Below are 15668 nucleotides of genomic sequence, written 5' to 3' on the forward strand. Positions count from 1 at the left end.
AAATTACCTTCTATATTAAAGGTTTGGATAATATGTACTCTCTGTTTATTGGTTATTGTGATGAATGCTGATGTGGGTAGTGCGAAAAATGATTACAATGCATTGGATCAAATTATTGAACAACAAATGAAAAAAAGTAAGATTCCAGGTATGTCAGTTGTTGTTGTTAAAGGAGATACCGTCATTTATAGCAAGGGGATTGGTCACATAAATGACCATAGTAATAAAATGGTTACTAGTTCAACATTGTTTGAGCTAGGGTCCACATCGAAAGCGTTCACTTCATTGGCAATCTTAACGCTCGCTCAGAATGAGCAAATCGATTTAAAAGCACCTGTTAGTCGATATATACCAGGATTTCATGCTATGTACCATGGGGAAAAACAAGAAATAACAATTGAACAATTGATTCATCATACAAGTGGTATTCCTTTATCATCCATTGCTCGTATAAAAGCGGATTCTAGTGAAAAAGCTTTACAGCACACAGTCGAGAATATCAATGGGATTGAACTCGATCGTAAGCCAGGAACTGCATTTCAATACGCTACTATTAATTATGACGTACTAGGTTATATCATCCAAAAAATTTCAAGGCAGACGTATGAAGAATATATAACTGAGCAGATTTTTAAACCACTCAATTTGTCACGTACGTATGCAGGAAGGCAGGATGTATATAAAGACGAATTTGCAGAAGGTTTTAAACTGAATTTTTTTAAAGCCAGTGCATACGAAGCACCTGAATATAAAGGAAATACACCAGCAGGCTATATCATTATGAATGCAAATGATCTGGCAAAATGGCTTCAGTATCAATTAAACGAAAACAATTCAATTATAAAAAAGAGTCATGAACCGGATTTGAAAGTTAGAACAGAGGAGTATGGAGTGTACTATAACTACGGGTGGTATATAAAAAAGGATAAACACCATACGCAAGAACTTTTTCATGGAGGTTCTAATCCCAATTATTCGTCTTTTTTCATCATCCGGCCGGAAGAGAACCTAGCTATTGGTGTTCTAGCAAATATGAACAGTGCTTATACAGAGCTGGCAGCCAGGAAAGTGTTGCATACAGTAGCGAATGAAAAAGCAAACAGTAATATGACTGATCCTTTTCAATTCATCGACGCGTTATCTGTGATTGTATTTACATTATGTATATTTGTTAATTTTATCATCACGTATCGTGCATTCGTTTTTATAAAAGAAATGCACCGAGGAATAAGAGGGTGGCAGGTACTAAACCGCCGAGTAGTTTTATCGATAGCAATGTGGCTTTTTGTTTTGATATTAGGTTTCTTGATACCGAGTTTGATCTCGCAAGTTTTCTTTAAAGGTTTGCCCTGGGATTTGATTTTGATATGGGGGCCTTATTCACTTCGTTATTTATCTATTGGTTTTTATGTAATGCTCATAGATGGTTGTGTATTTAGAATTATCAAAAGTTTCACTAAAATATAAACCAAAAGGGGTAAAGTATATGAGTGTTGACAAGCAGATCCGTCATATTCAGCCATATAATGACGTATTTTACCGAAGCTGTTTTTTTAATTGTTATTTTTCAGTAGTGCGCTCGTTTCATGAAGAGCTTTATCCATACCTCCTGAATGACAGTTATTCATATGTTACAGACAAAGATGGTTACTTAAAAATGGAAAGTATGTCTGTACATAATCCTGAAAAGCTAATGAATCTGCAAGGGATTTTTACAGATAAACAATTTAAAAATGATGATCTCATTTTGAGTTTAAAAAAAGATCTGCTTCAAGAAAGACCAATCATTATATGGATGGATATGTATGCGCAGCCCTACAGATCGGAATACTTATCTAAGCATGAGCGCAACTGTGTATTAATTTTTGGCATCCAAGAAAATGAACAAAAGTTTACTATTTTAGAAAACCGTTATTATGATAATTTGTCATATGAAATTCGTCAGATTTCTTTTCAAGATGTAAAAAAGGGATACTATGGATTTCATGACAATTTTAACCCTCATCATACATTTCACTCTTATGCAGCTTTTTATCATGATTCAAAACAAAAAAAAGATAATGCACTTATGTTTCAAGACCGAGAAGTTTATTTTCTTCAAAATATGACTAAAAACATAAAGATAATGTTTAATGGTTTAGAAAGTTTTAAGCTCTTTATCAATCGGTTACATACAATCACGAATTCCGAAAAGTTACTTCAATCATTTAATCAAATAATGAATACAAAAAAAATTGAGCAGTATCGTTTGTCATATCTTCCATCTATGGATAAGAACATTATTGAATTATTTAATGAAACGATACAAGAATGGGAAAAAGCTCGGTATCAGGCTGCAAAAATGTTTTTTTCAGAAAGTCATATATTAGATTATGCGACACGTATAGGGGAGCCTTTAGAAAGAATTATTCAAATGGAAAAAGAGTATTTAGAGTGGTTAGTGGATGCTTGTGAAAAGGAGCGTACTTTGTTATGAAATTATTCTGCCTACCATATGCAGGAAGTTCAAGCACAATCTTTAGTTCGTGGAAAAGATTTTTAGATAAGTCGCTTGAACTAGTAGCGCTAGAATTACCGGGACATGGAACAAGGATGGCGGAGCCGTTGCTCCATGACGTACTGACAGTAGTTGAAGATCTTTACTTACAGGTTCAGCCGCATCTAAGTTATGATGAGGAATTTGCGATTTTTGGACATAGTATGGGTTCACTTCTAGCATATGAATTACAAAGAAAAATAAAAGATGAAAAGAAAAAAGAGCCTGTGCATGTATTTTTTTCAGGGCGTTTTCCCCCACATATCGCCGAGAAAAAAGTTTTTCATCAATTGCCAGATAACGAGCTCAAGGAAGCCATTATTAATATGGGGGGAGTACCTGAAGAATATAGGAGGAATCATCAAATTCTCGACTTCTTTATACCTGTATTAAGAGCAGATTTTCAATTGCTAGAAACATATAAGTGTCAAGCTGTTCATTCTGTGCAGTGCGATATTTCTATTTTTTATGGAAAACATGATTTGCCGTCCGTGCTTTTTGATTTAGATGAATGGGGTCAATATACAAAAAGTCACTGTCGTTTTTATGAATTTAACGGGGATCATTTTTTTATCAATCAGTTGCCTGAAGAAGTAGTTTCATATATTAATAATATTTTAAATCGAACAGGAGTGGTAGGAAAATGGAGATGAAATATGTAGGTGTTGTTGGGGCCGGAGTTATGGGTGCCGATATGGCTCTAGATTTATCAATGAATGGTTATAAGGTTATATTAACTGACATAAATGAAGAAAAACTTCAAGATGCAGAAGAAAATATCAGGAAAACGTTCAAATTAGTGCAGCTAGTAAGAAAAAGAGTAGTTAAGCCCTCTCTTGAAGAGGTACTTGAAAATATTCATTTTAGTACAAATATTAACGATTTTGCAAGAGCAGAAATTATTATTGAAAATGTAACGGAAGATTGGTCGGTGAAACAAAAAATCTATGAAAAATTAAGAGATATTTGTCATGAAAATACAATATATTTTGTAAATACAAGTTGCATTTCTATTACAAAGGTCGGAGCACTTATGCATTATCCAAATAAGGTAATCGGCGCTCATTTTATGAATCCTGTTCCTTTAAAAGAACTCGTTGAGGTAATTAAAGGCCATGAAACATCTGATGATACGGTTGAAACTACCAAACACTTTCTAAAATCGTTTGGTAAAAATCCAGTTGTTGTAAATGATTTTCCTGGATTTGTTTCAAATCGTGTATTGATGTTGACTATTAATGAAAGTATCTGGACGGTTCAAGATCAAGTAGGAACACCGTATAATGTCGATAAAATCTTTCGAGATGGATTTGGGCATAAAATGGGACCCCTTGCAACAGCTGATTTAATTGGTCTTGATACTATATTGAACTCACTTCTTGTATTATACGAAAGCTATAAAGACCCTAAATTCCGTCCGTGTCCGCTATTAGTAAAAATGGTTGATGCAGGTCAGCTTGGGAAAAAGTCAGGAAAAGGATTCTTTAGTTATGAGTGAAAGGAGAAAATGCTATGAATAAAAAAGTGAAGTGCGTTGTATGGGATTTAGATAATACATTATGGGAAGGTATCTTACTTGAGTCTGATGAGGTGAAATTAAAAGAATCAATGAAAGAAATATTAACTCAGCTTGATGAAAGAGGAATTTTACATTCAATAGCAAGTAGAAATGATAAACAGACTGTTTTAAATAAACTGAAAGAATTTGGTATAGATCACTTCTTTTTATATCCTGAAATCAATTGGAATGCTAAATCTACTTCAATAGACAAAATTAGCAAGAATTTAAACATTAATAAGGATACTCTTCTCTTTATTGATGACCAAGTGTTTGAAAGAGAAGAAGTTCAAAGTGTGCATCCAACTATAACATGTTGGGATGCAAAAAATTATAAAGATCTAATAGAAGATATAAGATTAAAACCTGATTTTATTACGGAAGATGCTAAAAGAAGAAGGGAAATGTATCTTGAGGATGATTGTAGAAAGAAGGATGAAGATAGCTTTGAAGGACCTTCTGAGCAATTTCTGGCTGGACTCAATTTGAAATTTAGCATTATGCATGCTGAAGAAAATGATTTACGTCGAGCTGAAGAATTGACAGTTCGCACAAATCAATTAAATACAAGTGGTTATACGTATGATTATAAGGAATTAAATCATTTCAGAGTATCAGACTCACATATTTTACTCATTTGTGAGTTGGATGACAAGTATGGTTCATATGGAAAAATTGGTCTCTCTTTAATAGAAGAAAAAAATAATGCATGGCATATTAAACTGCTGCTAATGTCATGCCGTGTCATGTCAAGAGGGGTCGGAACAATCTTATTAACAGCCATTTTAAATGAAGCGAAAAAGCAAGGGAAAAAAGTATTTGCTGATTTTAAACAAACAGATCGTAATAGAGTAATGTATATCACATACAAGTTTGCTAACTTTAGAGAAGTATCATCAGATGCCGAAGGCTATATTTTATTTGAAAATGATCTAAACCAACTTCAAGCATATCCACCATATGTTGAAGTCGTATCAGATTTTGGAATGAAAATATCTGCAGGGAAATGAAATTAATAAAAGCGAGGAGAATGACTAATGAATCTTCATGAAAGAGTGAGAGAATATATTGAGAAAAATCTAGTTGTTTTTGATGAGGAAATAAATTTATCAAATGATAGTCATATTTTTGAGATGGGATTCGTCAATTCCCTGTTTGCAATGAAGCTTGTAAACTATTTAGAACAGGATTTCGGATTTGAGTTAGATAATCAGGATTTAAATATTGCGAATTTTAGTACAGTCAATCGAATTGTTGCGCTTATAGAAAAAAAACAGACAGGAGCGAACGTTCATGAAAATAGCTGAAAAGAAAACGGATATTATTGAAGAAATTCGTCAGTATTGTGCAGAGAAGATTAGACCTTTTGCAGGGGATTTTGATGAGAAGGAAACTGTACCTAGGGAACTATTAAATGATATGGGAAGAAGAGGTTATTTTGCAGCGAATATTCCGGAAACTTACAACGGACTTGGGCTTAATCCTATTGAATATGGTTTGTTTACTGAACAAATTGGTAAAGCGTGTTGTAACATTCGGACATTGACTACTGTGAATTCATTAGTTAGTGAATCTTTGTTAAGATACGGAACAGAACAGCAGAAAAAAGAATGGCTGGTTCCAGTAGCAAGGGGAATGAAAATAGGAGCGTTTGCATTATCTGAGCCGAATATTGGCTCAGATGCTACTAATGTCGAAACTACTTATTATAGTCAAGGAAATGAATACATCATAAATGGAGTTAAGAAATGGATTTCTTTTGGAGCAATTGCTGATTTTTTTATTGTAATTGCAAGGAATGGCAAAGAGGTTACTGCTTTTCTTGTTGATAGATATCAGAGTGGGGTAGATGTAAAACGGATTTCTGGTATGATGGCGAATCGTGCTTCATATCTTGCAGAAATTAATTTTAATCAAGTAAGAGTGTCGGAGCAACAAATACTCGGCCCATTGGGGGGAGGATTTAATCACATTGTTTCTTTAGCTTTGGATCATGGGAGATATAGTGTGGCATGGGCGGGTCTTGCTATAGCACAAGAGGCTGTTGATACTATGGTTACTTACTCAAGAAAAAGAACTCAGTTCGGAGAGAAATTATACAAGCATCAGTTAATTAAAGGGATGATTGGCGACGCTGTAACGCGGCTTCACGGTGCACGTGCATTATGTTTGAAAGCTGGACAAATGAGAATGTCTCAAGATCCAGATGCAATAATAGAAACATCTATAGCTAAATATTTCACGTCAAAAATAGCAGTAGATATTACAAATGAAAATATACAAATTCATGGAGGGATTGGTATTAGTAAGGAATGTTCCGCAGAGAGACTGTATAGAGAAGCAAAGGTTCTAGAAATCATTGAGGGAACTTCTCAAATTCAGCAACAGATCATTGCAAATTATGGACTAAGAAAATATTTCGTCAAGCATATATAGGCAGAACGGAGATGATCTTGTGAGTGATAAAGTGGAAAAATTAAATCGAACAAATATAGAGAATATGCTTGGCTTAACAACAATACAAGAAGGTTTACTTTTTCATCATTTGATGGAGCCAGACGGTGATGCATATTTTGAACAAATGTTTTTACAAATTAAAGGGCAGATAGATCAAAGTTATTTTAAAGAGGCCTGGAAACTGACTGTTGAGAATAACGAAATGTTGAGAACTCTATTTAGATGGAAAGAAGTAATGAAGCCTGTACAAATTATTTTGAAAGAAAACACGGTGGATATTCGATATGTTGACTTATCTAATCGAAACGAAATTGATGTAAAACAGCTGAAGGAAGAAGTATTATCCCAAGATAGAAAAGAACGATTTAATCTTCAAGACGTACCTTTTCGTATTACCATTTGTAAAATAAGTGAAGAGAATAGTTGGATTATAGTCAGCTTTCATCATATTTTAATGGATGGTTGGAGCATGGGAATTGTACTAAGTGAATGGATGGAAGCATATAAAAACCTCACTGAAGGACAGGAAGTAAAGTTTTTGACAAAACCTTCTTATCAAGCTTTTGTCAAGTGGCAACAAGATCAGGTACGAAAAAAAGGTAAACAAGAAGAGTATTGGAAGAAATTATTTAAAGGATGGGAACCTGTAAGGTTGATGTCTAAAACAGAAGGGTCTGTTCAAAAAAGCGGACGGTTTTCTAAACATGAAATGCAATTATCAGCATCACAGGTAAAGGCTCTTCGAGAATTTGCGTCTGAAAATCAAGTGACATTAGCTTCGGTTGTTTATAGTGTATGGGGATTTCTTCTTATGAGGTATTCAGATCAAGAAGATGTTGTTTTTGGTACAACCGTTTCGGGGAGAAATATTGAATTGCAGGGTATTGAAAAAATGACGGGGTTGTTTATTAATACATTACCATTACGTATGCACGCTCATGCGCGATCCACAGTATTGGATTTTATACAAACCGTAAATAAGCAAACAAAAACAAGAAACGAGTATGAACACACACCTCTATCTGATTTGAAAGTATACGCAGGAGTTACAGCTGAGCAGCAATTATTTGAATCAAATGTCGTCATTGAAAATTATCCGATTGATCAAGTACTGAAAAGTAGTGATCATCCACTTTCAATTTATCATTTTGAAATGTTTGAGCAGACAGAATTGGATTTAACTTTAAGTGTGCAGGCATTTAATGAAAATATCCATCTCTCGTATATCTATAATCCTGCTGTGTTTACAAGTAATCAAATGAAAATGATAAGTGAACACTTTACTCGCTTATTGTCTAATGTATTAAGGCATCCAGAGTATTCAGTTCCACAGCTCCAAATGCTGACAGAGACAGAAAAAGAATATCAACTCAATCAGATTTGTAAATATGATGGTCTCACAGGTTATGAAGAGCGAACTGTTATTGATATGTTTGAAGAGCAAGTGAAAAAAACCCCAAAAGCCAAGGCAATTGAATTTGGTTCAGAACAATTGACGTATGAGGAACTAAACAAAAAGGTTAATCAATTTGCTTATTTTTTAAAGAGAAAAGGTGTCTTGCCAGAACAAAGAATAGGTATTATGACGGAACATTCTATTGAAATGGTCATTGCTTGCCTAGCTATTTTAAAAACAGGTGCTGCCTATGTTCCGATTGATCCAGATTATCCAAGAGAAAGAATTGAATATTTATTAAATGATAGTGGAGTAAAGATTCTTTTAACCCAGGAAATGAATAATGTTACATATTCATACAATGGTATGAAATTTGATATTAAAAATCGAGAGTTATATCAAGGAAATGATGAAAATCCAGCTAAAAATTACGGTTCTCAAAATATTGCATACTGTATCTATACTTCAGGTACGACAGGTAGACCGAAAGGAGTATTAGTTAAGCATTTAGGTCTTGAAAATTATATTGATTGGGCAGCAAAGAAATATGTTCGAGGAGAAAAAAGAGATTTTGCATTATACACTTCTCTTGCATTTGATTTAACAATAACATCTATTTTCACGCCACTTGTCACGGGGAATACGATTATTATTTATCATCATAATAACCGCCAGTTGCTTGTCGAACATATTTTGAGAGACAATCGTGCTCATGTTATGAAATTAACACCATCTCATTTGTATTTTATTAAGGATTTACAGTTTCCAAACAGTGCGATGAAGTGTTTCATTTTAGGTGGTGAACAATTAGAAACATCATTGGCTAAGAAGATTGAAAAAAACTTTGACCATCAGGTTGAGATTTTCAATGAATACGGACCAACTGAAACAGTAGTTGGGTGTACGAGTTATCTCTATTCTTCGACTAAAGATCATAATGTGGATGTACCAATTGGACTTCCAGCTACCCAAACAGACATTTATATACTGGATCGTCATATGAATTTATTGCCTCAAGGTATGATAGGTGAATTATATATTGGGGGAAAAGGTGTAGCTAGGGGATATTTAGGAAGAGATGAATTAACAAAAGAGCGATTCGTTGAAAATCCGTTCAAGCCAGGTGAAAGGCTGTATAAAACTGGAGATGCTGCTTGTTTTATACCTGATGGAAATATTCGATTTTTGGGAAGAAAAGATGAGCAAATTAAGTTGAGAGGCTATCGTATTGAAATCGGTGAGATTGAACATTGGCTCAATACATATGAGAAGATCAAATCAGCAGCAGTTGCTGTGAAAATAGATCCATCAGAAACTCCTTGTCTTGTTGCTTATTTTACATCAAGTCAATCAGTGAAGCAAAAAGAATTACGTGATTATTTAAGTCGTTATTTACCGGAATATATGGTCCCGTCACATTTTATAGCAGTAGATACAATGCCTCTTACGGCAAATGGAAAACTGGATAAAAAGGCTTTACCAGCCATCAATAAGACTGTACGAAAAGAAGATGAGGCTGAACCTAATTCTGATACAACAAAAATTATTCAAGAGATTTGGCACAATGTGCTTGGTGTGGCTAATATTGGTGTTCATGATAAGTTTTTTGAAATTGGTGGAAATTCTTTGAATCTCATTCAAGTTAATCAGCAATTATCAAAAAAGATGGGGAAAGATATTCCGATGGTCGAAATGTTTCGCAGGCCGACGATTTTTACGCTTGCTGATTACTTATTGGGAGTAGAACAAGAACCAAGCGAGAAAAAAGATACTACAGATAAACCAATACATGTCAGAAAAGCGAATGAACACATCGCAATTATTGGTATGGCAGGCCGTTTCCCAGGAGCAAAAAACTTAGATGAGTTTTGGGAGAATCTTCGAGGGGGAGTAGAATCTATTTCCTTCTTTACAGATGAGGAATTATTGGAAGCGGGTATTGATAAACAAACATTAGATAGACCTGATTATGTAAAAGCAAAAGGAATTATAGAAGGTCCTGATTTATTTGATGCTCCTTTTTTCGGATATTCACCAGTACAAGTTGAGATGATGGATCCTCAAATTCGTTTGCTTCATGAGTATGCATGGAAAGCGTTAGAGGATGCAGGTTGTGTTTCTACTGAGTACCATGGGAAAATTGGATTGTTTACTGGCTCATCATCTAATTTTCAGTGGATTCAGCGTTTTGCTAAATCTTTGGATGGGAGTATGTCTGAGCTTTTTGAAATAGGTTCTTTAAATGATACTTATACTGTTAGTACGCGTATTGCTCATAAGTTGAATTTAAAAGGTCCAGCTATAACGCTACAGACAGCTTGCTCAACTTCTTTAGTGGCGCTGCATTTGGCATGTCAATCTATCTTAAATGGTGAATCGGATGTAGCACTTGCAGGTGGGGTCTCAATTCTTCATCCTGTCACATCAGGATATATTTATCAGGAAAATATGGTGAAATCTCCAGATGGACATTGCCGCGCATTTGACCAAGCCGCAAATGGAACGGTTGGGGGAGATGGGGTAGGCTTTGTGGTATTAAAATCGCTTAGCCAGGCATTAGCAGACGGGGATCAAATACATGCAGTGGTAAAAGGTTCGGCTATTAATAATGATGGAGATCAAAAAATCGGCTACAATGCACCAAGTGTCCAAGGACAGATGCAGGTCATACAAGAGGCGATTACTATGGCTAACATTAATCCAGAAACAATTAACTATGTAGAGACACATGGTACAGGTACTGCTCTAGGAGATCCGATTGAGATAGATGCATTGACCAAAGCTTTTCAAACAAATAAACGAAGATTTTGCAGAATTGGCTCTGTTAAAACCAATATTGGTCATCTTGATGCGGCAGCAGGAATAGCTGGTTTAATCAAAACAGTTCTTTCATTAAAAAATAAGCATTACGTTCCAAGTCTTCATTTTAAACAGGCAAATCCTAATATCGACTTTGAAAACAGTCCGTTCTTTGTCAATGATCAACTTACGCCATGGGAAAAAAACAGTACGCCACGTCGAGCTGGTATCAGCTCATTTGGAATGGGGGGGACAAATGCTCATGTGATTTTGGAGGAAGCACCATCGTGTAAAAGAAAAGAAAATCCAAGATCTTACCAGCTGTTTCCTTTATCAGCTAAAACGAGGACTGGTCTTGAAAAGATGAAAAAAGATTTATTACATCATATTGAAAGTAATGAGAATTTGAATATCACAGATGCTTCATATACTTTACAAACTGGAAGAAAGCATTTTGACTATAAACAAATATTTGTTGCAAAGGATAGGGAAGAGGCTGTCCGTTTGCTTACACAAAGTCAAGAGCGAGGTATTGGTTCGATTACTCATACTCAGCAAAATAAGGAAAAAAAGTTGGTGTTCATGTTTTCAGGCCAAGGTAGTCAGTACGTGAATATGGGGCTTAATCTTTACCGGGAGGAACCTCTATTTAAAAAAACGATGGATGCTTGTTTTCAGGAGTTTTACAATATCACAGGTGAAAGATTAGAAATGATTTTATATCCTGATAAACAGCATGAAGAAACAGCATTCAAAAAGATTTTAGAAACAAAATATGCCCAACCGGCGATCTTTTCAATTGAATATGCACTAGCAGTTCTGTTAATGAATTGGGGAATGCGTCCTTGGACCATGATTGGGTACAGTTTTGGAGAGTTAACGGCTGCAACATTATCAGGAGTTTTTACATTATGTGATGCTATGAAACTGATCTGCCTAAGAGGACAATCCATGCAAGAAGCACCAAAGGGAGCTATGCTAAGTGTCCCGCTTCCGGAAAAAGAAATTCAAGCCTTGCTTCCTGAACAAATATCATTAGCTGTAGTAAACGATTCCTCCTGTATTGTATCTGGTTTGGAGGAAGAAATTTTCGCCTTTGAAGAACAGTTAAAACAGAAGAAATTACTGTGCATGCGCCTAAAGGGTTCTATTGCAGCACATTCTCATGTAATGGCTCATGCGGCTAAAGTCTTCGGAGAACAAGCAAAACATATGTCATATCAGAAGCCTAAAATTCCGTTCTTCTCTAATTTAACAGGTGATTGGATGACTGATAAAGATGCCGTAAACTGTGAATACTGGATGAAGCATATGACTGAGCCTGTTCGGTTCGCAGAAGGTATTCAGAAATTGTCAAATTATGAAGATATTATATTTATCGAGATTGGCCCTGGACAAGATTTAAGTGTTTTGGTGAAGAGGTCTTTAAAGATAGAGAAAAATCAACAAGCATGTAATATGCTAAGGCATGCGAAGCAATCTATGTCGGATGTTCAATTTTTACTCGGGAAAATTGGAATGCTTTGGATGCACGGTACTAAAATAGATTGGATCAGTTTCCATTTAAATAGAAACCCAGGAAAAATTTCATTGCCGACTTATCCGTTTGAAAAAGAATCTTTTTGGTATGAAACAAATAAAAGTCCGGTACCACCTGTAATTTCATCAGAAGGTGTGAAGAAGCCATTGAGGGATTGGTTCTATATGCCTCAGTGGAAAAAAGAAATTTTACCATTTTCCTCACAAGGCCAAGGTAATAATGAATGCGTACTAATTTTTATGGAAGAAACGGCCTTTGCACAACAGCTGATAACTGAAGTCACAAAGGTTCAAGATCATTGCATTATTGTGCAAAAGGGGAGTCATTTTAATAAACATGAAAATAACTTGTATACCATTCGTCCGGATTCAGCTGATGATTATCAACAATTGTTTGATTCTTTAATAAAAGATGATAACCATATTTCTCGTGTAATACACTTGTGGGGGCTAGCTGAAAGGGATACTAAGGTTGAAACGCCTGAGTGGACTAAGCAAATGCAAAGTGAATGTTTTTATTCACTACTTTACTTAGGACAAGTTTTAAAAAAGAGAGTAATAGATCAAGAGGTTCATATCACTGTCTTATCCTCACTTGCTTACTATATCGGAGGAGAAACGGTTCTATATCCGGAAAAAGCGCTTCATCTAGGGCCGAGTATGGTAATTTCGCAGGAATCACCGCTTCTTCATTATAGAATTATAGATATTGATAAACAGCAGATAGGAACGTGGAAGGAAGAGAAGTTGCTGAAGCTATTACAAGAAGAATTTTTGAGAGACAAGGGAAGTATATTAACAGTTTATAGAGATAATAAACGGTACATTAGAGATTACGTTCAAACAGCTCTCCCTTCACAATCTATGAAAGGTAATATAGGGCATTTAAAACAGAACGGTGTGTATATATTGATAGGTGGATTGGGCTTTATTGGTTTGAATTTGGCACAAACATTGGCGGAAAAGACCCAAGGAAAACTTATTCTGACAAGTAGATCAGGACTTCCTCCAAGGAAAGAATGGCAGTTATTAATTGAGTCGCACTCTCAAGATGACCCTATTGTTAAAAAAATAATGAAAGTGAAGGCGATTGAAGAAGCTGGAGCACAAGTCATAATTGCTGCATTAGATGTCGGCAAAGAAGAGGATATAAATGAAGTGGTTCAGTTGGCGGAACGTACATTTGGAATGGTAAATGGTGTTATATATGCTGCAGGGGTAACTGGGGAACAATCATTTAGAATGATAGAACAAACAGACAAGGCATTTTCCGAAGCACATCTCCAAGCTAAAATGAACGGTGTTCTTTTGTTAGAAAAAGTTTTAAGAGATCGTCCGCTTGATTTTTGTATATTGCTTTCGTCTTTGTCACCCATTTTAGGTGGGCTTGGTTTCACTGCTTATACGGCTGTCAATCAATTCATAGATACTTTTGTGTATCAACACAACTTAAATCATCCTGTGCCATGGACTTCATTGAATTTTGACGGATGGGAATTTGAAGATGGAAAAAATCCTGATATACCAATCGCGAAAAATTTACAAGAGACGTTGATTCGTGCAAATGAAGGAAGAAATGTATTTGAAATAATTTTAAGATTAGGACATTTCGATCAAATTATTGTTTCAGCAACCAATTTACAGGAACGTATTGATAAATATGTGGATCGTTTACAGTTATCAGGGGAAAAGGATACAAAAGAAAAGCTTCCTTTATATGATCGTCCGGAGATATCTACTGAATATATGGAACCAGTTACTGTTTTAGAAAAAGAGTTGAGTATTTACTGGCAGAATTTCTTTAAAATCAGTCAAATTGGTATTGATGACGATTTCTTTGAGATGGGTGGTGACTCATTAAAAGCAATTAATTTTATATCCATTATCCATAAAGCATTCAGTGTTGTAATACCATTACCAGAATTCTTTAAAATACCAACAATTAGGGAAATGGCTCAATACTTGAGCGGAGCAGAGAAAAAGACATATCAAATTATTGAAAAAGCGCCGCAAAAGGATTTTTATCCACTTTCTTCAGCTCAGAAGCGACTCTATCTTGTACAGCAATTTGATAAAACGAGCACTGGTTATAATGAATTTACTGCTGGAAGAATAGTGGGAAAACTGAACATGGAAAAATTAGAGCGTACATTTATGAAATTAATCAAGCGGCATGAAAGTTTAAGAACTTCATTTGTCGTAATAGATGGTGTACCTGTTCAAAAAATTGAGGATAATGTTGAGTTTCATGTTGAATTCTTTGATTTATCAGATATAAACGATCAATTAAAGTCTGAACAAAGTCAAAAGGAAGTTATTAATCAATTTTTAAAGCCTTTTGAATTGGAACAAGCACCGTTGATGCGAACGGGCGTAATGAAGGTTACTGAAAATGAGTATGTGTTGATGCTTGACATGCACCACATTATCTCTGACGGGTTATCGCAGGATATTTTAATTAGTGAGTTTATGGATTTGTATGATGGAAAGGAATTAACTTCTTTAGAGCTTCAGTACAAAGACTTCTCTGAGTGGCAAAATCAGATGCTTGCATCAAATGAACTTAACAAGCTAGGTGAATACTGGATAAAAAGGCTTGAAGGTGCACCTGTTTTGCAGCTTCCTACTGATTATAAAAGACCGGAAGTAAAAAGCTTTACAGGAGCCCATTATCAATTTCGGATTAGTAAGGAAGAATTAACGGCATTTAAGCGAATAATCGCAAAGGAAGATGCAACGCTGTTTATGGGGATCTTGACGATTTATCAAATATTGCTTCATAAGCTTACTGGTCAATCAGATATTGTAGTTGGTGTTCCTGTTGCAGGAAGAAAACAAGAGGAGCTTCAGAAGATTATAGGCATTTTTGTCAATATGCTTCCTCTGCGGTTCTATCCTAAAAAAGAAATGACGTTTATAGATCTTTTACGTCATGTAAGGCAGCTGGTGATCGAAGATTTTGAACATCAAGACTATCAATATGAAAATATGGTTCGAGATTTAAAATTAAAACGAGATATGAGTAGAAACCTTATATTTGATGTCGTGTTTGCTCTTCAAAACCTAAACCAGCCTGAATTGGAGATAGAGGGAATTAAGCTTCATGACTATAAATATGAAACAGCAGTTTCTCGGTTTGACTTATTATGGATTGTAACTGAGGAAGATGGGCTATCAGCTGTCATTGAATATAATACGGACTTATTTACGAAGGAAACGATTGAAAGGTTAGTAAATAGTTTGAAAGAAATTCTAGCGGCCATAATAAATGATACACATATCAAATTAGAGGACATTGAGAGCCTTTCATCTTTACAGGAACTAGATGAAGTCTCATTACTCGAATTAGATGACTTGAAAATCTAGTATAAAGAGGTGAGTAA

8 protein-coding genes are annotated in these 15668 nt (G+C 35.1%); all 8 read left to right on the plus strand.

The features are described from left to right. Nucleotides 1–60 precede the first annotated feature (60 nt). From Y7E_RS0112485 to Y7E_RS0112520, 8 genes are read left to right on the plus strand one after another with little or no spacing between them, the layout of a single operon-like run. On the plus strand, nt 61–1467 hold the full coding sequence (locus Y7E_RS0112485; RefSeq protein WP_161603949.1) for a serine hydrolase domain-containing protein: 1407 nt from the start codon (nt 61–63) through the stop codon (nt 1465–1467). A 19-nt stretch (nt 1468–1486) separates the two neighbouring features. After that, complete coding sequence (locus Y7E_RS0112490; protein WP_026049191.1) at nt 1487–2476, plus strand: hypothetical protein; 990 nt, start codon at nt 1487–1489, stop codon at nt 2474–2476. Further along, nucleotides 2473–3189 carry a thioesterase II family protein gene (locus Y7E_RS0112495; RefSeq protein WP_017151592.1) on the plus strand — a complete coding sequence of 239 codons (717 nt, stop codon included), beginning with the start codon at nt 2473–2475 and terminating at the stop codon, nt 3187–3189. The genes Y7E_RS0112490 and Y7E_RS0112495 overlap by 4 nt, the downstream gene beginning before the upstream one ends. Next, the gene (locus Y7E_RS0112500; RefSeq protein WP_017151593.1) at nt 3180–4034 is read left to right on the plus strand and encodes a 3-hydroxyacyl-CoA dehydrogenase family protein; all 855 of its coding nucleotides are present in this window, start codon (nt 3180–3182) and stop codon (nt 4032–4034) included. Before Y7E_RS0112495 ends, Y7E_RS0112500 begins: the two co-directional genes overlap by 10 nt. A gap of 14 nt (nt 4035–4048) precedes the next feature. Continuing rightward, on the plus strand, nt 4049–5104 hold the full coding sequence (locus Y7E_RS0112505) for an HAD-IIIC family phosphatase (protein ID WP_017151594.1): 1056 nt from the start codon (nt 4049–4051) through the stop codon (nt 5102–5104). A 27-nt stretch (nt 5105–5131) separates the two neighbouring features. Continuing rightward, nucleotides 5132–5401: an acyl carrier protein gene (locus Y7E_RS0112510; protein WP_017151595.1), complete on the plus strand. Its 270-nt coding sequence runs from the start codon at nt 5132–5134 to the stop codon at nt 5399–5401. After that, nucleotides 5388–6530, plus strand: coding sequence for an acyl-CoA dehydrogenase family protein (locus Y7E_RS0112515; RefSeq protein ID WP_017151596.1), 1143 nt, complete (start codon nt 5388–5390; stop codon nt 6528–6530). The genes Y7E_RS0112510 and Y7E_RS0112515 overlap by 14 nt, the downstream gene beginning before the upstream one ends. 19 nt (nt 6531–6549) lie before the next feature. Further along, nucleotides 6550–15651 (plus strand): hybrid non-ribosomal peptide synthetase/type I polyketide synthase, encoded by a 9102-nt coding sequence (locus tag Y7E_RS0112520; protein WP_017151597.1) that lies wholly within the window; start codon nt 6550–6552, stop codon nt 15649–15651. Nucleotides 15652–15668: the final 17 nt, after the last annotated feature.

It is taken from the genome of Bacillus bingmayongensis (assembly GCF_000299035.1).
GTDB lineage: Bacteria > Bacillota > Bacilli > Bacillales > Bacillaceae_G > Bacillus_A > Bacillus_A bingmayongensis.

Bases quoted from the DNA above. Each gene is read 5' to 3' on its own strand.
- Y7E_RS0112495 (WP_017151592.1), top strand. From the start codon at position 2,473: ATGAAATTATTCTGCCTACCATATGCAGGAAGTTCAAGCACAATCTTT.
- Y7E_RS0112505 (WP_017151594.1), top strand. From the start codon at position 4,049: ATGAATAAAAAAGTGAAGTGCGTTGTATGGGATTTAGATAATACATTA.
- Y7E_RS0112500 (WP_017151593.1), top strand. From the start codon at position 3,180: ATGGAGATGAAATATGTAGGTGTTGTTGGGGCCGGAGTTATGGGTGCC.
- Y7E_RS0112515 (WP_017151596.1), top strand. From the start codon at position 5,388: ATGAAAATAGCTGAAAAGAAAACGGATATTATTGAAGAAATTCGTCAG.
- Y7E_RS0112490 (WP_026049191.1), top strand. From the start codon at position 1,487: ATGAGTGTTGACAAGCAGATCCGTCATATTCAGCCATATAATGACGTA.
- Y7E_RS0112510 (WP_017151595.1), top strand. From the start codon at position 5,132: ATGAATCTTCATGAAAGAGTGAGAGAATATATTGAGAAAAATCTAGTT.
- Y7E_RS0112485 (WP_161603949.1), top strand. From the start codon at position 61: ATGAATGCTGATGTGGGTAGTGCGAAAAATGATTACAATGCATTGGAT.